This is a genomic window from Agrococcus sp. GCM10030265, from assembly GCF_042666675.1.
Classification (GTDB): domain Bacteria; phylum Actinomycetota; class Actinomycetes; order Actinomycetales; family Microbacteriaceae; genus Agrococcus.
The window spans coordinates 586,701-608,453 of sequence record NZ_JBHTCZ010000001.1; the positions used below are offsets into that span (position 1 = coordinate 586,701).

Sequence of the window (21,753 nt, forward strand, 5' to 3'; positions counted from 1 at the left end):
CGCGAGTCTAGCGCAGCGTCCCGCGTAGAATGCTCGAGTGCCGAAGCCACCGCGTCCCCGTCGTCGCACGACCGTCGGCGGCGTGCTCGGGGAGCTGCTCGTCACCGTCGGGGTGCTCGTGCTGGGCTTCGTCGGCTGGCAGGTGTGGCTGAGCGACGAGATCATGGGTGGCCAGCAGCAGGACGCCGCAGAGACGTTCGCGCAGTCGCTCACGGGTGGCGCGCAGGGCGAGCCCGCCACCGAGCTGCGCACCGATGAGCCGCCCGTCGCCGCGGCTCCGGCAGACCGCGAGGCGTTCGCCGTCGTGCACATCCCCCGCTTCGGCGACTTCCAGCGCGTCGTGGGCCAGGGCACCAGCCGATTCGTGCTCGACTCGCTCGACCTCGGCCTCGCGCACTACGACACGTCCGCCATGCCCGGCGAGGTCGGCAACTTCGCGATCGCCGGGCACCGCAACGGTCAGGGCGGCCCGTTCACCCGCCTCGACGAGCTCGTCGTCGGCGACCGCATCTACGTGCAGACCGCGGGCGTCTGGTACGTGTACGAGTACCGCGACAGCGAGTACGTGCAGCCCACCCAGGTCGACGTCGTCGCGCCCGTGCCCAACCAGCCGGGGGCCGTGCCGACCGACCGCATCATGACGATGACGACGTGCCACCCCGAGTGGTCGGCCGCGACGCGACTCATCACGTACTCGGTGTACGTCGGATGGTCCGAGACCATGCCGGCCGAGCTCGCCGCGATCCAGGGAGGTGCCTGATGTACGGCGCACTGTGGAGGATCCTGCCCGGCCCGTGGCCCGTGAAGGCGATCATCGCCCTCGCGCTGCTCGCCGGCGTCGCCTACGCCCTCATCTGGCACGTGTACCCGTGGATCATGCAGACGTTCCTGCCGACGCCGGATGCGACCGTCGCATGACGCGCATCCTCGTCGTCGACAACTTCGACAGCTTCGTCTACACCCTCGCCGGCTACCTCTCCGAGCTGGGCGCCGAGGTCGACGTCGTGCGCAACGACGTCGTCGACCCGGCGACGATCGGCGAGTGGGATGCCGTGCTGCTCTCTCCCGGGCCCGGCACGCCCGCCGACGCGGGCGCATCCATCCCCATCGTGCACGAGGCGATCGCGCACGACGTGCCCCTGCTGGGCGTGTGCCTCGGGCATCAGGCGATCGCCGAGGCGCTCGGCGGCGTCGTGACGCACGCCGAGCAGCTCATGCACGGCAAGACGTCGCAGGTCGTCCACGAGGGCTCGCCGGTCTTCGAGGGCGTGCCCTCGCCCTTCACCGCGACGCGCTACCACTCGCTCGCGGTCGTCGACGGCACGGTGCCCGACGCGCTCGCCGTCACGGCCCGCACCGAGCAGGCCGACGGGCCCGGCGTCATCATGGCGCTCGAGCATCGCGAGCACCCGGTGTGGGGCGTGCAGTTCCACCCGGAGTCGGTGCTGACCGAGGGCGGCTACCGCATGCTCGGCAACTGGCTCGAGCGCGCGGGCCTCGAGGGCGCGGCCGAGCGTGCGCACGGCAAGGCACCCCTCGTGTCGTTCGGCGACTGACGCCGACGGGTCGTCGAGCAGGCTCGGCGAGGCAGCCGGGCCGCACTCGCGCCTCGCGAGGCACCCACGCGGGTGAGCGCGGTCGCGACGAACCACGGCGATCCGCCGCCGCTGGCGTCAGTCGCCGTCGCCCTCGCCGCCGCCGTCGCCCGGAGGCGGCGCGTCGCCGCCCTCGGTGGGAGGCGTCGTCGGGGCCGCGGGGGGCGCAGGCTGGCCGTTGCAGTACGTGAGCGTGATCGTGCCGCCCTGCGGGTGCGAGCCGGGCGCCAGATCCTGCTGCACGACGCGGCCGCCCTGACACGACTGCACGAACAGCTGCCGCACCTGGTAGCCCACGTCGGGGCTCTGCATCGTCGCGACGGCGTCGGTGATGCTCTCGCCCACGACGTCGGGGATCTGCACCTCGCCGCTCGAGACGACGAGCGTGATCGTGTCGCCCTGGGAGACGAGGGTGCTCGCGGCCGGCTCGGTGCGCAGCACCGTGCCGGCAGGCAGCGTCGGGTGATCGCTCGTGATGACTGACTCCGCGACGACGAGTCGCGCGCCCTCGAGCGCAGCGGTCGCCTCGGAGACCGAGTTGCCGAGCACGTTGACGAGCGCGAACGGCGGAGGGCCGCTCGAGACGAAGATCGTGACGGAGGTGGCAGGCGACACGGTGGTGCCCTCCGGCGGATCGGTGCGGAGCACCTCGCCGGCGTCGGAGTCCTCGTCGACCGTCTGGCGCACGCTCGGCGAGAGCCCGGCCTCCTCGACCGCGGCGACCGCCTCCTCCTGCGTCAGGCCCGTCACCGTGGGCACGGTGGCCGACAGGCCGGCGATCGGCAGGCTCGGGCCCTGGCTCGCAGCCCAGAAGACGATCGCGACCACGAGCACGCCGATGAGGGCGATGCCACCCCACAGCCACGCGACCGGCGGCCGCGCCTGGGGCGCCGGTCGATAGTCGTCGACGTCGAGCACCTGGAACATCGTCGTCGCGGCGCCGCCCTGCACGCCCGTCGTGAAGATGGCCGCCTCGTCGTCCTCGACGTCGACCGCCTCGCCCACGAGCGCTGCCTCGAGCGCCTCGCGGAACTCGTCGGCGGTCTGGAACCGCTCCTCCTTGCGCTTCGTGAGCGCCTTGAGCACGACGGAGTCCATCGCGGGCGAGATGCCGTCGCGCAGCGTCGACGGCGCGACCGGCTGCTCGGAGACGTGCTGGTACGCGACGGCGACGGCGGAGTCGCCGAGGAACGGCGCGCGGCCCGTGAGCATCTCGAAGAGCATCACGCCCGTTGAGTACAGGTCGGTGCGGGCGTCGACGACCTCGCCGCGAGCCTGCTCGGGGGAGAAGTACTGCGCCGTGCCGAGGATCATGCCGGTCTGCGCGACCGAGGTCGACGTCTCGCTCACGGCGCGGGCGATGCCGAAGTCCATGACCTTGATGTGGCCGCCCGGCGTCACCATCACGTTGCCGGGCTTCATGTCGCGGTGCACGATGCCGGCGCGGTGCGAGTACTCGAGGGCCGTGAGGATGCCCTTCGTGATGCGCACGGCCTCCGACTCGGTGAGCGGGGCCTCGGCGATGATGTCCTTCACCATGCGGCCGTCGACGTACTCCATCACGATGTAGGGCACCGACACGGTGCGACCGTGGGCGTCCTTCGTGACCTGCTCGCCGGCGTCGAACACGCGCACGACCGTCGGATGCGACATGCGCGCCGCCGACTGCGCCTCCTGGCGGAAGCGCACGCGGAAGTCGTCGTCCTCGCCGAGCTCGGGCTTCAGCAGCTTGATGGCCACGAGCCGGTCGAGGCGGCGATCGCGGCCGCGATGCACCTCGGCCATGCCGCCGCGACCGATGAGCTCGCCGATCTCGTAGCGGTCTCCGAGCACGTCGAGGGATGCGATGACGTCGGTCATGCGCACCCCCTCTCGGACCGGTCGAGTCTAGCGGCCGAGAGGGGGTGCGGACCTGTGGTCGCGCTGGCGTGCGTCAGGGCGTCGGCAGGATCGTCGGCTCGGGATCGGCGGGCGGCTCGGTCGACGGCGGGGTCGACGGCTCGGGCGCCGTCACCGTGAACGTGAGCGGCTGCGACGGCTCGCTCGTGAGCTGGTCGCGGCCCTCGGCCTCGCACGTCACCGTGTACGTGACGATGACGGAGCCCTCGCCGTTGAACGTGACGTCGGCCGTCGATCCGGTGACGTTGCCGACGCCGCCCGGACCCTCGAGGAACACGCGGTAGGAGGCGTCGTACCCGGCCGGGCATCCGTACGTGTCCCACGTCACCGTGGCGGCATCGCCGGGCTGGACGTCGGTCGAACCGCCGCCCTGCACCGTCGGAGCGGCAGGCTGGTCGAGCGTGGGCAGGGGGGCGTAGATCGTCGCGGAGATCTGCGTGCCCGGGGCGACGGGGCCCGTCGGGTTCACGGCGTACACCGTGCCCGCCTGCGCGGCCGTCGGGGCGGCCTCGCCACCCGTCTGCACGTCGGCGACGAGGTCGAGGTTCGCCATCGCGTCGCGGAACTCCGCCTCGGTCATGCCGAGGTAGTCGGCCTCGTCGATCTGCACCGTCTCGATCGTCTCGGACGGCGTCGGCTCGGGGCTCGTCGACGGCTCGGGCTCGTCGGCACCCTGGCCGATGAGCGCCCACGCGAGCGCGATGAGCCCCGCGATGAGCAGGCTCGCCGCGATGACGATGACGGGGATGACCCACGGCTTGCGCCGCCCGCGCTCGTCGACGCGCGTGTCCTCCTCGATCGCGACGGGCAGCGCCGCCGTGGCCGGATGCGACTGGGTGCCGATGACGCGCGTCGTCGCCTGCGTGGGCGCGTCGATCGTCGCGAACGAGTCGGTCGAGGCGATGCCGGGCACGATGGCCGCGGCGCCTGCGATGTCGCCGCGGCGCAGCATCGTCGCGGCGCGCGAGAGGTGCGCGGCCGACGTGGGCCGATCGGCGGGCTTCTTCGCGATGCACGACAGCACGAGGTTGCGCACGGGCTCGGGCACGGTGCCGGGCAGCTCGGGCGGCGCGTCGTTGATGTGCGCCATCGCGATCGCGACCTGCGACTCGCCCGTGAACGGCCGACGGCCGGCGAGCGCCTCGTAGGCGACGATGCCCAGCGAGTAGATGTCGGTGGCGGGGGCGGCCGGCTGGCCGCTCGCCTGCTCGGGCGACAGGTACTGCACCGTGCCCATGACCTGACCCGTGGCCGTCAGCGGCACCTGGTCGGCGATGCGCGCGATGCCGAAGTCGGTGATCTTCACGCGCCCCTCGGGCGTGATGAGCAGGTTGCCGGGCTTGATGTCGCGGTGCACGAGCCCCGCCTGATGCGCTGCGTGCAGCGCCGCAGACGTCTGCGCGACGATGTCGAGCACCTTGTCGGCAGGCAGCGTGCGGTCGCGATCGAGGATCGCGCTCAGCGGCTCGCCGGGCACGAGCTCCATCACGAGGAAGGCGCTGCCCTCCTCCTCGCCGTAGTCGAAGACGTTCGCGATGCCCTCATGGTTCACGAGCGCAGCGTGCCGGGCCTCGGCGCGGAAGCGCTCGAGGAACCCGGGGTCGCCCATGTACTCGTCCTTGAGGATCTTCAGCGCCACCGTGCGGCCGATGACGAGGTCGCTGGCCTGCCAGACCTCGCCCATGCCGCCGATGGCGATCCTCGACGTGAGCTGGTACCGCCCACCGAAGGTGAGTCCGCTCGTTGGTCTCATGAGTTCAGCACCGCCTCGATGATCGCTCTGCCGATGGGTGCGGCGACCTCGTTCGAGGTGTCCGCCGCGATGTTCTGCTCAGGGACGACGACGACGGCCACGGCGACCTGCTGGCCGTCCGTCCCCTCGCCGAAGCCCGTGAACCACAGGTTGAAGGGGCTGTCGCCCGACTCGTCGTTCTCGGCCGTGCCGGTCTTGCCGCCGACCGTGACCCCCGGGATGGCCGCGTTCGACGCGAGTCCCTGCTCGACGCCCTGCACCATCAGATCCTGCATGGTCTGAGCCGTGGACTCGCTGACCGCCTGGCCGAGCTCGGCAGGATCGGGGTCGGCGATGACGTCGAGCGACTCGGTGTCGATGACCTGCTCCACGAGCTGCGGCTGCATGAGCATGCCGTCGTTCGCGATCGCCGCCGTCGTCATGGCCACCTGCAGCGGCGTCACGCGCACGTCGTACTGGCCGAACGACGTCAGCTGCAGCTCGGAGGGGGCGAGGCCGTCGGGGTAGGTCGACGCCGTGACCGACATGGGGATCTGCAGCGCCTCGCCGTAGCCGAACGCCGCAGCCTGCTCGGCGAGGGCATCCTCGCCCAGCTGCTCGCCCAGCTCGGCGAACGGGATGTTACAGGAGTAGATGAGCGCGTTGACGAGCGACACCTGGTCGCCCTCGCCACCGCGGCACGCCTCGCGAGTCGAGTTGTAGATGGGCGTGGAGGTGCCCGTGAGATTCAGCTCGGCCGGGTTCGCGAACGTCGACTCGGGCGTGTAGTCGCCGGACTCGATCGCCGCAGCCGCCACCACGAGCTTGAAGACCGAGCCGGGGAAGTACAGGTCGCCGCCGATCGCGCGGTTGACGAGCGGATCCCCCGGATCGGCGATGAGCTGGTCGTACGCGGCGATGACGGCCTGCGTGTCGTGGTTCGCGAGGACGTTCGGGTCGAACGTCGGGTTCGAGGCGAGCGCGAGGATGTCGCCCGTCGCCGGGTCGATCGCGACCGCGGCGCCCGTGGCACCCGGGCCGACGCCCTGCAGCGCCGTCATCGCGGCCTCCTGCGCTGCGGGGTCGATCGTGAGCTCGACCGACGAGCCCGACGGATCCTGACCCGTGATGAGCTGCTCGACCTGCTGGAAGAACTGGCTCGAGGCCTGCCCCGTCAGCTCGTCGTTCATGGCGCCCTCGATGCCGCTGTTGCCCTGTCCGAGCGTGTTGTAGCCCGTGACAGGAGCGTAGAGCGCACCCTGCGGGTACTGGCGCTGCCACTCGTAGACGTCGCCGGACTCGACGCTCTGCGCGACGGCCGTGCCGTCGACGAGGATCGAGCCGCGCTCGGCAGCGAACGACGCCAGCAGCGTGCGGGAGTTGCGCGGATCGTCGCGCAGCGCATCCGCCTGCGCCCACTGGATGATCGACGAGGAGCCGAACAGGGCCACGAACATGCACAGCAGCAGCACGCTGACCCTCGAGAGCTCGCGGTTCATGCGGTCACCACCCTTCGTTGCATGCGCACGGTGTCGCTGAGGCGCAGCAGCAGCGCCACGATGATCCAGTTCGCGACGAGCGACGAGCCGCCCGCGGCCATGAACGGCGTCGTGAGGCCCGTGAGCGGGATGACGCGCGTGACGCCGCCCACGACGATGAACACCTGCAGCGCGATGACGAACGCGAGGCCCACGGCGAGCAGCTTCGTGAAGTCGTCGGAGCCGAGGTAGCCGATGCGGATGCCGCGCGACACGAGGACGAGGAAGAGGGCGAGGATCGCGAAGAACCCGACCATCCCGAGCTCCTCGCCCATCGACGCCATGATGAAGTCGGACTCGGCGTGCGGCACGAGCCCGGGGCGGCCGAGGCCGAGGCCCGTGCCGATGAGCCCGCCGGCCGCCATGCCGAAGATGCCGGTGACGAGCTGGTACGAGCTGCCCGACTCGCGGGAGAAGACGTCGTCGTCGAACGCGCGCAGCCAGCCCTCGACGCGCGACTCGACGCGACCGATGCCGAGGCCCTCGAGCGACGCGGGGTCGAGGCGCAGCAGCACGAACGCCACGACGAGGCCTGCCACGGCGGCGACGCCGCCGGAGACGATCCAGCCGATGCCCCCGTCTGCGCGCCAGCGCTGCAGGGACATGACCGCGAACGCGCCCATGATGCCGACGACGGCCAGCACGATGACGCCGATGCCGACGCGCTGCATCCACTCCGCCTCGCCGCGCGTGAGCAGCCACAGCATCGCGCCAGCGGCGACGACCATGACGAGGCCGATGATGATCCACGAGCGCCGACCCGTCGCGACGTAGAGCATGACGGTGAAGAGCCCGAAGTACAGCAGGCCCGTGCCGAGGTCGCCCTGCACGACGAGCACCATCATGCACATGGCCCACACGAGCGCGATGGGTCCGAGGTCGCGCAGGCGCGGCAGCTGCAGCCCGAGCACGCGGCGCCCGGCGATCGACAGCGAGTCGCGGGCCGTGACGAGGTAGCCGGCGAAGAAGACCGCGAGGGCGATCTTCGCGATCTCGCCGGGCTGGAACGAGAAGCTGCCGACCTGGATCCACACCTGCGCGCCGTTGATCGTCGCGCCGAGGCCGGGCAGCATCGGCAGCACGAGCAGCACGAGCGCCGCCGCCATCGCCGTGAAGCGGTACCGCAGCAGCACGCGATGGTTGCGGATGACGAGCAGCACGACGACCGCTGCGACGAGCGCGATGGCCATCCAGACGATCTGGCGCACGCCCGCCGCATCCCATCCGAGATCGCCGCGACCGATGTCGATGCGGTAGATCATGGCGATGCCGAGGCCGTTGAGCGCCGTCGCGATCGGCAGCAGGAACGGGTCGGCGTCGCGCGCGACGAAGCGCAGCACGACGTGCACGACGAGCGTCATCGCCGCGAGGCCGCCGAAGAGGTAGAGCAGCGTGAGGTCGACGGCGCCGAGCGCGCCGATCTGCACGAGCAGCATCGCGCCACCGCCGATCGCCCACGCGATGACGAGCAGCAGCAGCTCGAGCGCTCGCAGCCTCTGCGGATTGCGGATGCGCACGCGGATGGCCTGCGTCGCGTCGCGAAGCTGGATCATGCCGGTCTGCAGGGCGTTGCTCATGGCGCCGCCACCTCCAGCCGGTCGACGATGCGCTGCGCGGCTCCCAGGTCGTCCGCGTTGATCGTCTGCTCGATGCGCTGACGCTCGAAGTCGCTGAGCTCGTCGAGCTCGATGTCGGTGACCTGCACCTCCGACGACAGCGAGATCGGGCCCACGTCGCTCTGCACGCCCTGGTAGATGGTGACGTAGCCCTCGTCGTTCGCACCCACGAAGTAGCGGGTCTGCGTCCACGCGTAGAAGCCGAGGCACGCGGCGACGACCGCGATCACCGCGAGGGCGACGCCCACCGTCCAGGTGATGCGGCGGCGCAGCTTCCACCTGCGGTGCTCGGCGAGCAGCTCGGCGAGGTACTCCTCGCTCTCGGGCTCGAAGTGCTCGTACGCGGGCTGCTGCCTCGCCTGCACGGGATGCAGCAGCAGCTGCGTGAGGCTCATGGGGGTGGCCTCGGGCTCGGCCGCCGCGTAGTCGATCTCGCTCGCGGCGCTGCCGACGGTCTGCGGCTCGACGCCCGACGAGCCCGACTCGTCGACGTCGACGATCACGACGGTCACGTTGTCGGGCGCGCCGTGGCTCAGCGCCTCCTGCACGAGCCGGTCGGCGGTGGCGCCCGCGTCGCGCCGGTGGCCGAGCAGCTGCGCGATGCGCGCCTCGGACACGACGCCCGAGAGACCGTCGGAGCACACGACCCAGCGGTCGCCGGGCAGCGTGTCCTCGACGAGCCCGTCGACCTCGGGATGCGTCTCGATGTTGCCGAGGACGCGCATCACGACGTTGCGCCGCGGATGCGTCTCGGCCTCCTCGCGCGTGATGCGGCCCGCCTCGACGAGCTTCTGCACGAAGGTGTGGTCGGTCGTGATCTGCGTGAGCGCGCCGACGCGGTAGCGGTAGATGCGCGAGTCGCCGATGTGCGCGATCGCCATGCGGTCGCCGACGCGGACGATGCCCGACACCGTGGTGCCCATGCCGGCGAGCTCGGGGTGCTCGCGCATCGTCGACTGCAGCTGCTCGCCGGCCGACTGGATCACGCCCTTGAGGTCGTCGAGCGCCTCCTCGGGCGTCGCGTGCTCGCGATCGGCGTCGCGCAGTCGGCGGACGGTCAGCGCGGAGGCGACGTCGCCGCCGGCGTGCCCGCCCATCCCGTCGGCGACGACGAACAGGTGCGCGCCGGCGTAGCCCGAGTCCTGATTGTCGCTCCGGACCCTGCCCACGTGGCTGCGCGCTGCGGCGAGGGCCACGTCACCGCCTCAGCTCGAACGTGGTGGTGCCGATGCGCAGCTCCACGCCCGGGGTCACGGACGCCGAGCCCTGCACGCGACGACCGGCGACGAACGTGCCGTTCGTCGAGCCGAGGTCCTCGATGCGCCACTCGCTGCCGCGCAGCACGAGCCGGGCGTGGTTGGAGGACGTGTAGTCGTCCTTCACCTGCAGGCCCGAGCTGCTCGAGCGGCCGATCGTGAGGCCCGTGGCCGGGAGGTCGATCTCGACGCCGGAGCGCGGGCCGCCCGTGACGACGAGCCTGCGGGCAGGCTGCGCGACCGTCGGGGCGGGTGCGCTGCGCGAGCCACGACCCATGTGGGTGACGGTCGTCGCGGCGTCGGGGCTCGTGGAGGGCGCCGGTCGCGCAGGCGCAGTCGGTGCGGCGGAGGAGGCAGCGGCGTCGCCGCCCTGCTGCAGCCGCGTGATGCGCGACGCGAAGAGGTCGCTGCGCAGCGAGTAGATGACGATGAAGATGAAGACCCACAGCAGCACGAGGAAGCCCACGCGCAGCAGGAGGAGGGTGAGATCGCTGATGTCGCTCATCGGGCATCCCTCGACTCCGCGAGCACGCGGTACACGAGCCGCGTCGAGCCGATGTCGATGATCGAGTCGGGCTCGAGCAGCGACTTCCTCAGCGTGCGGCCGTTGAGCAGCGTGCCGTTCGTCGAGCCGAGGTCGGTGATCTGCGCTCGCGAGCCGTCCCAGACGATCTCGGCGTGCGCGCGCGACGCACCCGCGTCGTCGATCGTGATGTCGGCGTCGGAGCCGCGACCGATGACGGTGCGGCCCGTGCGCAGCGAGACGCGGTTGCCCTTGATGTCGACGACGGCTCGCCAGGCGACCTCGCCCTTCGCGAGCTCGGCATCGACGGCGAGGATGCCCGTCGACAGGCCGTCGTCGCGCTCGAGCGTCAGGTCGAGGCCGCCCGCGAACGAGTACTGGTTCTCGGCGGCGTGCCGCTGCAGCGCAGAGCGCAGCTCGTCGGTGAGCGAGTCGCCGAGGCGCTGCATGCGCGCATGGTCCTCGGGGGCGAGCCGCACCGTGAGGCGATTGGGCACGAGGATGCGGTCGCGCGAGACGACGGAGGCGTTGGTGTCGAGCTCGCGCCTCAGCGCAGCCGCGATCTCCAACGGCTCGACGCCGCTGCGGAACGTCTTGGCGAATGCGCCGTTGACGACCCGCTCGAGCCCACGCTCGAAGCTGTCGAGGATTCCCACGTGTCCGTCATGCCTCTCGTCGATGCGCCACCCAGGGTACGGGACGAACGCAGCCGTCGCGTCGCAGGCGCCTCGGAGGGTGCTAGAGTCGCGTGGTTGGCTCGCAGCGATGCGGCCCATGCGCGAGTGGCGGAATTGGCAGACGCGCTGGCTTCAGGTGCCAGTGCCCGCAAGGGCGTGGGGGTTCAAGTCCCCCCTCGCGCACGGTGTCCCCTCGGGGAGACGAGGAAGGCCCCGGAGGAGACTCCGGGGCCTTCTGCGCGTCTCGGGGGACGCGCCGCCGCCGCCCGATCGCCCGCTTGACCCGGCCCCGAGGGCACGGTGTGGCATGGATGCGTCTGGTCGGGGCTCGCTCGGCCCGGGAGGGATGCACCGTGGACGACGACCTGCTGCTCGTCGAGGACTTGCTGCTCGTGCTGCTCGACGACGACGGCGGCCACATCCTCGGCGAGGGGATGCTGTACGCGACGCTCGGCGGCGCCGTGATCGTCGAGCTCGCGCAGCGCGGGCTCGTGCGCGTCGCCCCGGGCCAGGGCGTCGAGGCCGTGCCGGGCGCGACGCCACCCGCCGACCCGCTGCTGCGCTCGGCGTTCGACGTGATCGCGACGCAGCGTCGTTCGGTCGTGGCACGCATCGCCGAGATCGGGCCGCCGCTGCGCGAGACCGTGCTCGACCGGCTCGAGGAGCGCGGCATCCTCCGCCGCGAGCGCGACCGCGTGCTGGGGTTCATCCCGGTCACGCGAATGCGCACCGTCGACACGACGCACGAGGACGGCGTCGTGTCGCGGCTGCGCGCCGTGCTCGTCGACGGCGTCGACCCCGACCCGCGCTCCGCTGCGCTCGCCGCGCTGCTCTGGGCGAGCGACCAGCTGCCCGCCCTGCACCGTCGCATCCCCTGGACGAGCACCGTCGCCTCGCGCGCGCTCGCGCTGCAGCAGGGCGACTGGGGCGCGACGGTCGTCGACCGGCACGTCGCGACCGTGCTCGCCGCGACGACCGCGGTGTCGACGGCGGTGTCGACGGCGGTCGCGGCCGGCGCGGGCAGGGCGTAGCGGGCACGGCGGCCGATGGCCACGGCGCGTGCGAGGCTCGCAGGGTGACGATCGACCTGCGACCCATGCTCGCCACCGACTGGGCTCGCGTCGAGCGCATCTGGGCCGAGGGCATCGCGACGGGCCTCGCGACCTTCGAGGCGACGACGCCCGCCGCGGAGGCCTTCCTCGCGAGCAGGGTCGAGGGCCTCAGCCACGTCGCCCTCGACGAGCGGCACGAGGTCGTCGGCTGGGTCGCCGCCTCCCGGGCGTCGGCGCGCGACGCCTACCGGGGCGTCGTCGAGCACTCGATCTACGTCGCCACGGAGGCCGCCGGCCGCGGCGTGGGCTCCGCCCTGCTCGGGCTGCTCGTCGAGGAGTCCGAGCGACTCGGCATCTGGACGATCCAGTCGGCCATCCTCGTCGAGAACGCCGCGAGCATCCGACTGCACGAACGGGCCGGCTTCCGCGTCGTGGGCACGCGCGAGCGCATCGCCCGCACGCCCGACGGCGTCTGGCACGACACGGTGCTGCTCGAGCGGCGCAGCGCTCGCGACTGAGCCGTGGGCGCCGACGCCGGCGCTCGCGGATGCGACGCACGGCTCGCGAGCCGCAACGCGCATCCGCGGCTCACCGCTCGGTCGTCGCCCTCGCCGGCTCGGCGTCGTGCGTCGCGACCCACGACGCCAGCAGCCGCAGCCCGTCGGCCGACGGGGAGCCGGCCGGCGCGGTGTACACGTTGAGCACGAGCCCGGGCTCGCTCGGCAGCTCCATCGACTCGTAGTCGAGGTCGAGGTCGCCGACGACCGGATGGTGCAGGCGCTTGCGACCCGAGCGGTGGAGATGCACGTCGCGCGACGCCCAGCGCTGCCGGAACACCTCGCTGCGCGTCGACAGCTCGCCCACGAGGCGGATGAGGTCGGGATCGTGGGGTGCGCGGCCGGCCTCGAGACGCAGCATCGCCGCAGCGGTGCGCTCGGTCTGCTCGTAGTCGCGCCAGAACGTGCGCGCCGCGGGATTCAGGTAGATGAACCGCGTCGTGTTGACCGGGCGGTGCGGGTCGTCGAACACCGGCTGGTACAGCGCGCGGCCCATGGCGTTCGCCGCGATGATGTCGTGCCTGCTGTTGCGCACCCACGCGGGCCCAGCGAAGGCGTCGAGCACCTGCAGGATCACCGGACGCACGCTCGTCGCGGGCGGCGGCGGCGGCGTGCGCGTGGGCGCGACCGACCGCGCGAGGTCGTGCAGGTAGGTGCGCTCGGCCTCGTCGAGCTGCAGCGTGCGGGCGAGGGCGTCGAGCACCGACTCGGAGGCGCCGCCGAGGCTGCCGCGCTCGAGGCGCACGTAGTAGTCGACCGAGACGCCCGTGAGCATCGCGACCTCCTCGCGGCGGAGCCCCGCGACGCGGCGGTTGCCGCCGTACGCGGGCAGGCCCGCCTGCTCGGGCGTGATGCGGGCGCGCCGTGACGTGAGGAACTCGCGGATCTCGCGACGCATGTCTCCCATGCGCCCACGCTACGACCGTGGGCCCGCGCCGTGGGAGGTCCTGGAAGACCCCGCCGACCGCCCGGCGCCGCGGATCCGAGGTTCTCGGCGCTTTCTGACATCAGAACGGGCCGAGAGCCTCAGGACGGGGATCGCGGTGCGCGCGAGCACCGCGGCGTGGGGTCAGGGGCGCACGATCACCTTGATCGCGCGGCGCTCGTCCATCGCGCGGTACGCCTCCGCGACGTCGTCGAGCGGCACCTCCATGTCGAAGACGCGGCCCGGGTCGAGCGAGCCGTCGAGCACCTCCGGCAGCAGCTCGTCGAGGTACGCGCGGACCGGCGCGATGCCGCCGCGCACGCCGACGTTCGTCGAGAACAGCTGCCGCACCGGCAGCTCCGGCCCGCCGGCGGGCACGCCGACGAAGCCGACCTGGCCGCCCGGCCGCGCCGACCGCAGCGCCTGATCCATCGACTCCTTCGTGCCCACGCACTCGAGCACGACGTCCGGGCCGATGCCGTCGAACATCGCGTGGAGGCGCTCGACGCCCTCGTCGCCGCGCTCGGGCACCACGTCGGTCGCGCCGAGCTCGAGCGCGAGGCGCTGCCGGTCCTCGTGACGCGACATCGCGACGATGCGCGACGCACCGAGGCGCTTGGCGGCGAGCACGGCGGACAGACCCACGGCGCCGTCGCCGACGACCGCGACGGTCGACCCCTCGCGGACGCCGCCCGACACCGCCGCGTGGTGGCCCGTCGGCAGCACGTCGGAGAGCGCGAGGAGGCTCGGGATCAGCTCCGGCGCGGGCTCGCCGGGCACGACGACGAGCGTGCCGTCCGCGAGCGGCACGCGCACGCGCTCGCCCTGCCCCGCATCCGCGAAGCCCTCCTCGCCCTCCCAGCCCCAGCCGCCACCGTGCAGGCACGACGTCGTGACGCCGTTGCGGCAGTTGACGCACTCGCCGCAGGAGATGACGAACGGGGCGATGACGAAGTCGCCGGGCTGCAGCGTGCGCACCGCGCTGCCGATCTCCTCGACGACGCCGACGAACTCGTGGCCGATGCGCCGCGGCTCCTCGATGGGGCGCACGCCGCGGTACGGCCACAGATCGGAGCCGCACACGCACGCCGCGACGACGCGCACGATCGCGTCGCGGCCGCTCGCCTTCGGGCCCGACGCGAGCACGGGATCCGGCACCTCCTCCACGCGGACGTCGCGCTCGCCGTGGATGATCGTCGCTCGCATCGTGGTGCTCCTCGCGTCGGTGGGGTGTGCATCCCAGCCTGGCACGCGCCCGCACGCGATGAGCGTGAGCGGACCGCCGAGGGTGCATGCCGCTCGGTGGCCCGCTCACGCTCATCGCGTGCGCGGCGTCAGTCGACGATGGCCTCGACCTCGAGCTCGATGAGCACGTCGGGCTCGAAGAGGATGTCGACGCCGATGAGGGATGCCGGCGGCAGCGGGGTGGGCAGGCCCAGCTCGTCGGCGACGTCGGCGACGCCCGCGAGGAACGCGTCGTACAGGTCGGGTCGCCAGCCGGCCGCGAAGAACCGCAGACGCACGACGTCGTCGAACGTGGCGCCCGCGCTCGCGAGGCCGCGATGCGCGTTGCGCAGCACCTCGGCGACCTGGCCGCGCAGGTCGCCGACGGCGAGGGCACGACCCTCGCCGTCGCGGGCGATCTGCCCGGCGACGTGCACGTGCCGCGAGCCGGTGCCGACGGCGACGTGGTGGTAGGGGACGGGCTGGAACATGCCCTCGGGGGAGTGGAGCAGTGCGCTCACGGGTGCCTCCTGGATCGGATCGCTTGGTGGTATCCCATGGAACCCTGGTACCCCGCAGGCACTGCAACGAGACTAGGTGTCATGCAGGAGACCGCCATCGACCCGACCACCATCACCGGGGCCCACCGCGAGCTGCTCGACCAGCTGCTCGACAAGTGGTCGCTCGAGGTGCTCGACCGACTCTGCGAGCACGGGGCGCTGCGCTTCAACGCGCTGCGTCGTTCCATCCCCGCCATCACGCAGAAGTCGCTCACCGCGACGCTGCGCAGGCTCGAGCGCAACGGCATGGTCGAGCGCGTCGTCGTGGGCGATCGGCCGCTCGCGGTCGAGTACCGCATCGCGCCCGTCGGCAAGGGGCTGCAGGATCTCATCGACGCGCTGCTGCGCTGGACGACGACGCACATGGCCGACGTCGAGGCCGCGCGCGAGCGGTTCGACGACGCGGAGGCCGCGCGCGCGTGACGCGCGCACGCACGCCGGCACGCACGCCGGCACGCACGCCGGCACGCACGAGATGAGCCCGAGCGGGCCGCCGAGGGTGCATTCCACTCGGCGGCCCGCTCGGGCTCATCTCGTGCGCGGCGTCAGTGCGCGAGCACCCGCTCGTCGCGGGCCGTGCCGCCGCGCACGAACGCCGCGAGCACGACCGCGGCGAGCGACAGGCTCGCGCCGACCACGAACGCCGAGTGCACGCCGGCGCTCGTCGCCGCGGCGGCATCGGTCGTGCCGCTGGCCACCGCCGCCGACGCGCCGACGGCCATGAGGGTCACGAACAGCGCCGTGCCGGCCGCGCCTGCCACCTGCTGCAGCGTCGACATGATCGCGGAGCCGTGCGAGTAGAGGTGGCGCGGCAGCGAGCCGAGCGCGGAGGTCAGCAGCGGCGTGAACATGAACGCGAGGCCGAGGTTCAGCGTGAGGTGCATCGCGATGATGGTGGGCACCGTCGAGTCGGCGTCGAGCGTCGTCATCCACCACAGCGCGCCGCTCGTCACGATCGCGGCGGGCAGCACGAGCGGACGCGGGCCGAAGCGGTCGAACAGCGCACCCACGATGGGTGCGGCGACGCCCATGAGCACCCCGCCGGGCAGCAGCATGAGGCCCGTGGCGAGCGTGTCGAGGCCCAGCACCTGCTGCAGGTACAGCGGCAGCAGGATGAGCGTGCCGAGCAGCACCGCGAACACGACGATGACGAGCACGACGGCGAGCGAGAACGCGCGGGTGCGGAAGACGCCGAGGTTCAGCAGCACCCGGTCGGTGCCGCCGAGCGCGAGCTGACGCCACGCGAACGCGGCGAGGGAGACGACGCCGACGACGATCGGGATCCAGACCGGCACGGGCGCGTGACCCTCGGCCGACTCGCCGATCGAGGCGAGGCCGAAGACGAGCGCACCGAATCCGACCGCCGACAGCAGCACGGAGGCGACGTCGAGGTGGGCGCGCTGCGTCTCGGTGAGGTTGCGCACGAACACGGCGCCGAGCACGAGCGACGCGATCGCGATGGGCAGCACGAACACGAACAGCCAACGCCAGTCGAACGCCGACAGGATGAGGCCGGACACGGTCGGCCCGACGGCGGGTGCGACGGCGATCACGATGGAGATGACGCCCATGAAGCGGCCGCGGCGCTCGGCAGGCACGACCGAGAGCACGGTCGTGAACAGCAGCGGCATCATGATCGCCGTGCCGGACGCCTGCACGATGCGGCCGACGAGCAGCAGGCCGAAGCCCGGCGCGACCGCTGCGAGCACGGTGCCGACGGTGAACAGCCCCATCGCGACGAAGAAGAGGGTGCGCAGCGGGAAGCGCTGCAGCAGGAAGCCCGTCGTGGGGATGACGACGGCCATCGTGAGCAGGAAGCCCGTCGTGAGCCACTGGGCGGTCGAGAGCGTGATGTCGAGCGCGGTCGTGAGCTGCGGGATGGCGACGCCCATGATCGTCTCGTTGAGGATGACGACGAAGGCGCTCGCGACCAGGAGCGCGAGCACGGGGCCCGGGCGCGGCGCTGCCGCCGGCCGCTGCTCGTCGCCGGCGGTGGGGATGGGGGTGGATGCGGTGTCGGTGCTCGTCATGTCGTCCTCGTCTGCGCTGCGTCTGCTGCTCGCGCGCGAGGGCGCGAGCCGTGCGAGCCCCGATGGGCTCGCGTGCGCCGATCGCCCTCGTTCCGCGCATGCTCGCCAAGTTGGCAGTGACTGCCATCTTGACGCGGACTACCGTAGCATGACTGCATGACCATCGAGGAGCGAGCAGCCAGCGACCTGCGCGAACGCCGTCGCTCGCAGACGCGCTCCGAGATCGCCGAGGCCGCGCTCGACCTCTTCGAGCGCCAGGGCGTCGCCTCGACGACGGTCGAGGACATCGCCGCCGCCGCCGGCATCTCGCCGCGCACGTTCTACCGCCTGTGCGGCACGAAGGAGCAGGCGGTGCTCGACGACGGCGAGATCGCCGGCGCGCTCGCCGACGCCGCCGACGCCATCGACGCATCCATGCCGCTGCGCCCGCAGCTCGTCGCCTTCTGGCGCGAGCGCATGGCCGACCTCGAGGCCGACGTCGCCGGGCACCACCGGCACCTGCGCGTGCGCCGCCTCATCGCAGACGAGCCGGGCCTGCTCGCCGCCGCGCTGCGGCAGGAGCACGGCCGCGACGAGGCGTTCGTCGCCGCGCTCGTCGAGACGAGCGGACGCGACCCGCTCCACGTGCGAGCCCTCGTCGAGTGGCTCTCGGTGCTCATCCGCCTCTCGATCGAGGAGTGGCTGCGCGTCGCCGACGCCGGCGACGACGAGCGGCTGCAGACGATCTACGACCGCGCGCTCACCGCGCTCCAGGGGTGCGAGTCGGTCTGAGGCCGCGCACGCGTCACGCCCGGCGACGCGTCAGCCCTCCTGCCGATCGCGGATGCCGTCGCCCTCGATCGTCCAGCGGCGCGTGACGCCGACGTCGGCGAGGAAGCGCTCGTCGTGGCTCACCACCACGAACGCGCCCTCGTAGCCGGCGAGCGCCTCGACGAGGTGCCCGATGGCGTCGACGTCGAGGTCGTTCGTGGGCTCGTCGAGCAGCAGCAGCCGCGGCGCCGGGTCGGCGAGCAGCAGCCGCGCGAGCGACAGTCGCAGGCGCTCGCCGCCGGAGAGGTCGGCGGCACGCCGCTCGCCCTCCGCGCCGCGGAACAGGAACCGGGCGAGCATCGCCCGCGCCTGCAGTGGCGTCGCGTGCGGATTCGCCTGCCGCAGCACCTCCACGAGCGTCGCCGAGTCGTCGAGCTCGGTGCGCTGCGCGAGCATGCCGACCTCGCCGATGCGATGCACGACCTCGGCCACGGGCACGCGGTCGGGCGCCGCGGGCCACGCCGCGATCGCATGCAGGAGCGTGCTCTTGCCCGAGCCGTTGCGGCCGGCGAGCGCGATGCGCTCCGGGCCGCGCACCGTGCGACGGCCGTCGGGCGCGTCGAGCTCGAGCACCGTGGTGCCCTCGGGCACGCGCGTCTCGGGCATGGGCACGCGGATCGAGCGGTCGTCGCGCACCGCCTCCTCTGCGGAGGCGATCGCGGCGAGCGCGCTCGCCTCGCGACCCTGGTGCAGCCGCCTGCTCGCCGCCGTCGACGCCTCCGACTGGTTCTGCAACGCGTGCACCACGATGCGCGGGATGCCGCCGGCGGCCTGCCTGCGCCGCCCGGCGGCCTCCGCCCGCTGCCGTCGCTCGTGCGCGTCGATGCGATCGGCGCGCTCGCGGCGATGCAGGGCCTCCGCATCGTGCAGGCGACGACGGGCGGCCGCCTGCTCGATCGCGATCGCCTCCTCGTACGTCGACCAGGGGCCGTCGAACGTACGCAGCTCGCGACCGTGGATCTCGGCGATGCGATCGACGTGCTCGAGCAGCGCACGGTCGTGGCTCGCGACGACGAGGGTGCCCGACCAGTCGCGGATGGCCGCGATCAGGTCGGCGCGCGCATCGGCGTCCAGGTTGTTCGAGGGCTCGTCGAGCAACGCGATCGGCGCCCCCGAGAGACGGATGCCCGCGAGGCCGACGCGGATGGCCTCGCCACCGGAGAGCGACCGCATGGGCCGATCGAGCAGCGCCTCGTCGCCGTCGAGCCCCGTGGCGGCGAGCGCCGCGACGGCCTCCGCGTCGATGCCCCAGCGGTCGCCGACGGCATCGAATCGCGCGGGGTCGACGTCGCCGCGCTCGATCGCGGCGATCGCGGCGCGCACGCGCGCGATGCCGAGGGCATCCGCGACGGTTCCGGGATGCGTCGGCAGCGACTGCGGCAGCGTGGCGGCGCGGCCCGTGGCGGTGACGGTGCCGCTCGTCGGGGCGAGGTCGCCCGCCACGAGTCGCAGCAGGGTGGTCTTGCCGGCGCCGTTGCGGCCGACGAGCCCCGTGCTGCCTGCGCGGAACGTGCCGGTGACGTCGTCGAGCGCGACGGAGCCGTCTGGCCAGACGACGCCGGCATGGGAGAGATGGATGGTCGAAGACACGGTGTCCTCCAGGAGCGCTTCGCTGCGCGCTGAGGACCGATGCGGTGCGTGTGCCGCTCTCAGCGCGCGATGGTCGCGTCGCGGAGGATCTCCGTCATGCTCTCGTCTTCTGCTCGTGCTGCATCCGCGCTCTCACCGCGGGCTGGACGGGAGGCGACGATACCCGTCGGATGCGGTGCGCGCCAGCGCGGATCGCTCGGCCTCAGGTGAGCAGCGACATCCCCGTGCGGGCGGGGGCGACGTCGTCGAAGCCGTGCGCCTCGTACAGGCGGCGCCCGGGAGGGTCTGCCGTGAGGGTGACGTACGCGCCCGGCTCGGCACGGTCGCGGATCTCGGCGAGCAGCGACCGCAGCACGGCCCTGCCGATGCCGCGGCCCTGATGCTCGGGCAGCGTCGCCATGTCGGCGATCAGGAAGTACCAGCCGCCGTCGCCGATGACGCGGCCCATCGCGACCGCCTCGCCCGCGCCGTCGTCGACGCGCACGGTGCGCCACGACCACGTGCCCGCGATCGCGCCCTCGGCCTGGCCGACGGACTTCGGCGAGAGCCCCGAGACGGCCCGCAGGGCACGGTACTCGTCGACGGTGGGCGCCTCGAGCAGCATGCGGTAGCCGGCGGCGAGGGATGCCTCGGGAGCTGGGGAGTCGGTCACCGGGCCACCGTATCCGTGCCCCCCGACACGTCGGCGGGCGCCGACTGGTCGCTCGTGGGGACTGACTGGTCGCTCGTGGGGGTCACGAGCGACCAGTCGGGCCTACCGCATCCGATGGCAGCCCGCCACCGCAGCGCGTCCGGGGGCCGCACCCGGGTGGCCGGGCTAGCGTGGGGCCCACGCGAGGAGCGCGGATGGCCCCGGCCGCCGCGCGAGGAGGATGCGATGGGACTGTTCAGCAAGGCGTCGAAGGCGCCGACCGAGGTCGTCCAGCGGCCCTCCCGACCGCCGTGGTCGCAGTGGACCGACTCGTTCGGCAGGCTCGCGACGCGGTCGCTGCAGCTCATCCTCGTGGTCGTCGTCGTCGCGGCCGTCGTGTTCGCGATGATGCAGCTGTCGCTCGTGATCATCCCCGTGATCATCGCCCTCATCATCGCGTCGGCGTTCGAGCCCGTCATGTCGTGGCTGCGGCGCAAGGGCGTGCCGTCGGTGCTCGCGACCGTGCTGTCGCTCGTCGCGCTGGTCGGCGTGCTCGGCGGCGTCGTCTTCCTCATCGTCAACTCGGTGCAGCACCAGTGGCGCAGCCTCTACGACCAGGCGCGCGAGGGCATCGACCAGGTGATCGAGTGGGTGGCCACCCTGCCGTTCGCGCCGAGCGACGAGCAGATCGGCGAGTGGCGCGACGCGATCATCGACTTCCTCACCTCCGCGCAGTTCGGCTCCGGTGCGCTCGCTGGCGTCGGCGTCGCGGCGAACCTCGTCACGGGCATCGTGCTGATGGTCGTCGTGCTGTTCTTCTTCCTGAAGGACGGACCGCGCATCTGGGAGTTCCTGCTGCGCCCCTTCCAGGGTGAGTCGTATGCGCGGGCGAAGCGCGTCGGCCGCCGCTCGGTCGACACGATGGGCGGCTACGTGCGCGGCACGGCGACGGTCGCGCTCGTCGACGCCGTGGTGATCGGCATCTTCCTCGCCATCTTCCAGATCCCGCTCGCGCTGCCGCTCGCGGTGCTCGTCTTCCTCTTCGCCTTCATCCCCATCGTCGGCGCGACGCTGGCGGGCGCGCTCGCGACGCTCGTGGCGCTCGTGTCGACCGACCTCGTGACGGCGCTCATCATCCTCGGCATCGTCGTGGCGGTGAACCAGCTCGAGGGCAACTTCCTGCAGCCCGTCGTCATGGGCCGGTCGCTCAAGCTGCATGCGCTCGTCGTGCTCATCGTGCTCACCGTCGGCACCGTGCTGGGCGGCATCCTCGGCACGCTGCTGGCCGTGCCGCTCGCCGCGGTCGCGTGGGGCGCCGTGCTCGTGTGGGACGGGCCGGACACCCCGGCGCGGATGTTCAGGCAGAAGCGGCCCGAGGTCGCCTGACGCGTCCCCCTCCGGGGGCACGTCGCGCAGGCGCGTCCCCCGCGGAACGACGTGGGAGCGTCGATCGTCGCTCGGTGAAGCATCTTCGACCCGCAGGTGTCAACGGCTGGCGGGTGTCGGTGGTGCGCGCTTTGCTATGAGTCGGTAGCAGC

General features: G+C 72.5%; 21 protein-coding genes and 1 tRNA gene. 9 read left to right on the forward strand and 13 right to left on the reverse strand.

Annotation, left to right across the window (positions count from 1 at the left end):
• The first annotated feature begins 37 nt into the window (after nt 1-37).
• Genes ACFQPP_RS02820 through ACFQPP_RS02830 form a run of 3 tightly spaced genes read left to right on the forward strand, consistent with a single transcriptional unit; the run spans nt 38 to nt 1,556 of the window.
• Nucleotides 38-760: a class E sortase gene (locus ACFQPP_RS02820; RefSeq protein WP_376914994.1), complete on the forward strand. Its 723-nt coding sequence runs from the start codon at nt 38-40 to the stop codon at nt 758-760.
• Nucleotides 760-918, forward strand: a complete 159-nt coding sequence (locus tag ACFQPP_RS02825; RefSeq protein WP_376914995.1) for a hypothetical protein — start codon at nt 760-762, stop codon at nt 916-918. The genes ACFQPP_RS02820 and ACFQPP_RS02825 overlap by 1 nt, the downstream gene beginning before the upstream one ends.
• The gene (locus ACFQPP_RS02830; protein WP_376914996.1) at nt 915-1,556 is read left to right on the forward strand and encodes an anthranilate synthase component II; all 642 of its coding nucleotides are present in this window, start codon (nt 915-917) and stop codon (nt 1,554-1,556) included. Before ACFQPP_RS02825 ends, ACFQPP_RS02830 begins: the two co-directional genes overlap by 4 nt.
• A 117-nt stretch (nt 1,557-1,673) precedes the next feature.
• On the opposite strand, the gene pknB is transcribed toward ACFQPP_RS02830, so the two are convergent.
• The 7 genes from pknB to ACFQPP_RS02865 form a co-directional block, all read right to left on the reverse strand.
• A complete protein-coding gene (gene pknB, locus ACFQPP_RS02835; protein ID WP_376914997.1) occupies nt 1,674-3,455 on the reverse strand; it encodes a Stk1 family PASTA domain-containing Ser/Thr kinase in 1,782 nt (593 codons plus the stop codon).
• Nucleotides 3,456-3,528: 73 nt separating this feature from the next.
• A complete protein-coding gene (locus ACFQPP_RS02840) occupies nt 3,529-5,247 on the reverse strand; it encodes a protein kinase (RefSeq protein WP_376914998.1) in 1,719 nt (572 codons plus the stop codon).
• A complete protein-coding gene (locus ACFQPP_RS02845; RefSeq protein WP_376914999.1) occupies nt 5,244-6,725 on the reverse strand; it encodes a peptidoglycan D,D-transpeptidase FtsI family protein in 1,482 nt (493 codons plus the stop codon). Before ACFQPP_RS02845 ends, ACFQPP_RS02840 begins: the two co-directional genes overlap by 4 nt.
• Nucleotides 6,722-8,341, reverse strand: a complete 1,620-nt coding sequence (locus tag ACFQPP_RS02850; RefSeq protein ID WP_376915000.1) for an FtsW/RodA/SpoVE family cell cycle protein — start codon at nt 8,339-8,341, stop codon at nt 6,722-6,724. Before ACFQPP_RS02850 ends, ACFQPP_RS02845 begins: the two co-directional genes overlap by 4 nt.
• A complete protein-coding gene (locus ACFQPP_RS02855) occupies nt 8,338-9,576 on the reverse strand; it encodes a PP2C family protein-serine/threonine phosphatase (RefSeq protein WP_376915001.1) in 1,239 nt (412 codons plus the stop codon). The genes ACFQPP_RS02850 and ACFQPP_RS02855 overlap by 4 nt, the downstream gene beginning before the upstream one ends.
• A gap of 1 nt (nt 9,577) precedes the next feature.
• On the reverse strand, nt 9,578-10,141 hold the full coding sequence (locus ACFQPP_RS02860; protein WP_376915002.1) for an FHA domain-containing protein: 564 nt from the start codon (nt 10,139-10,141) through the stop codon (nt 9,578-9,580).
• Entirely contained in the window at nt 10,138-10,815 is a 678-nt protein-coding gene (locus ACFQPP_RS02865; RefSeq protein ID WP_376915003.1) for an FhaA domain-containing protein, read from the reverse strand. Before ACFQPP_RS02865 ends, ACFQPP_RS02860 begins: the two co-directional genes overlap by 4 nt.
• Nucleotides 10,816-10,935: 120 nt before the next feature.
• On the opposite strand from ACFQPP_RS02865, the gene ACFQPP_RS02870 reads away from it, so the two are divergent.
• From ACFQPP_RS02870 to ACFQPP_RS02880, 3 genes are all read left to right on the forward strand, one after another.
• A tRNA-Leu gene (locus ACFQPP_RS02870) sits at nt 10,936-11,019 on the forward strand.
• Nucleotides 11,020-11,189: 170 nt separating this feature from the next.
• Entirely contained in the window at nt 11,190-11,867 is a 678-nt protein-coding gene (locus ACFQPP_RS02875; RefSeq protein ID WP_376915004.1) for a GPP34 family phosphoprotein, read from the forward strand.
• A 44-nt stretch (nt 11,868-11,911) separates the two neighbouring features.
• A complete protein-coding gene (locus tag ACFQPP_RS02880) occupies nt 11,912-12,406 on the forward strand; it encodes a GNAT family N-acetyltransferase (protein ID WP_376915005.1) in 495 nt (164 codons plus the stop codon).
• Between the two features lie 70 nt (nt 12,407-12,476).
• Here the strand turns inward: ACFQPP_RS02880 and ACFQPP_RS02885 are convergent, their stop codons facing one another.
• The 3 genes from ACFQPP_RS02885 to ACFQPP_RS02895 form a co-directional block, all read right to left on the reverse strand.
• Entirely contained in the window at nt 12,477-13,352 is an 876-nt protein-coding gene (locus ACFQPP_RS02885; protein ID WP_376915006.1) for a helix-turn-helix transcriptional regulator, read from the reverse strand.
• Between the two features lie 162 nt (nt 13,353-13,514).
• Nucleotides 13,515-14,576 (reverse strand): zinc-dependent alcohol dehydrogenase family protein, encoded by a 1,062-nt coding sequence (locus ACFQPP_RS02890; RefSeq protein ID WP_376915007.1) that lies wholly within the window; start codon nt 14,574-14,576, stop codon nt 13,515-13,517.
• A 128-nt stretch (nt 14,577-14,704) separates the two neighbouring features.
• Nucleotides 14,705-15,115: a RidA family protein gene (locus ACFQPP_RS02895; RefSeq protein ID WP_376915008.1), complete on the reverse strand. Its 411-nt coding sequence runs from the start codon at nt 15,113-15,115 to the stop codon at nt 14,705-14,707.
• A gap of 81 nt (nt 15,116-15,196) precedes the next feature.
• On the opposite strand from ACFQPP_RS02895, the gene ACFQPP_RS02900 reads away from it, so the two are divergent.
• Nucleotides 15,197-15,577, forward strand: a complete 381-nt coding sequence (locus tag ACFQPP_RS02900) for a winged helix-turn-helix transcriptional regulator (protein ID WP_376915009.1) — start codon at nt 15,197-15,199, stop codon at nt 15,575-15,577.
• A gap of 122 nt (nt 15,578-15,699) precedes the next feature.
• Here the strand turns inward: ACFQPP_RS02900 and ACFQPP_RS02905 are convergent, their stop codons facing one another.
• Nucleotides 15,700-17,184 carry a DHA2 family efflux MFS transporter permease subunit gene (locus ACFQPP_RS02905; RefSeq protein ID WP_376915010.1) on the reverse strand — a complete coding sequence of 495 codons (1,485 nt, stop codon included), beginning with the start codon at nt 17,182-17,184 and terminating at the stop codon, nt 15,700-15,702.
• 156 nt (nt 17,185-17,340) lie between these two features.
• Between ACFQPP_RS02905 and ACFQPP_RS02910 the strand changes: the two genes are divergently transcribed.
• A complete protein-coding gene (locus ACFQPP_RS02910) occupies nt 17,341-17,955 on the forward strand; it encodes a TetR/AcrR family transcriptional regulator (protein WP_376915011.1) in 615 nt (204 codons plus the stop codon).
• Between the two features lie 30 nt (nt 17,956-17,985).
• On the opposite strand, the gene ACFQPP_RS02915 is transcribed toward ACFQPP_RS02910, so the two are convergent.
• Together ACFQPP_RS02915 and ACFQPP_RS02920 are read right to left on the reverse strand one after the other, a co-directional pair.
• A complete protein-coding gene (locus tag ACFQPP_RS02915; RefSeq protein WP_376915012.1) occupies nt 17,986-19,584 on the reverse strand; it encodes an ATP-binding cassette domain-containing protein in 1,599 nt (532 codons plus the stop codon).
• Nucleotides 19,585-19,786: 202 nt separating this feature from the next.
• Nucleotides 19,787-20,236, reverse strand: coding sequence for a GNAT family N-acetyltransferase (locus ACFQPP_RS02920; protein ID WP_376915013.1), 450 nt, complete (start codon nt 20,234-20,236; stop codon nt 19,787-19,789).
• A 225-nt stretch (nt 20,237-20,461) separates the two neighbouring features.
• On the opposite strand from ACFQPP_RS02920, the gene ACFQPP_RS02925 reads away from it, so the two are divergent.
• Nucleotides 20,462-21,601: an AI-2E family transporter gene (locus ACFQPP_RS02925; protein ID WP_376915014.1), complete on the forward strand. Its 1,140-nt coding sequence runs from the start codon at nt 20,462-20,464 to the stop codon at nt 21,599-21,601.
• Nucleotides 21,602-21,753 lie beyond the last annotated feature (152 nt).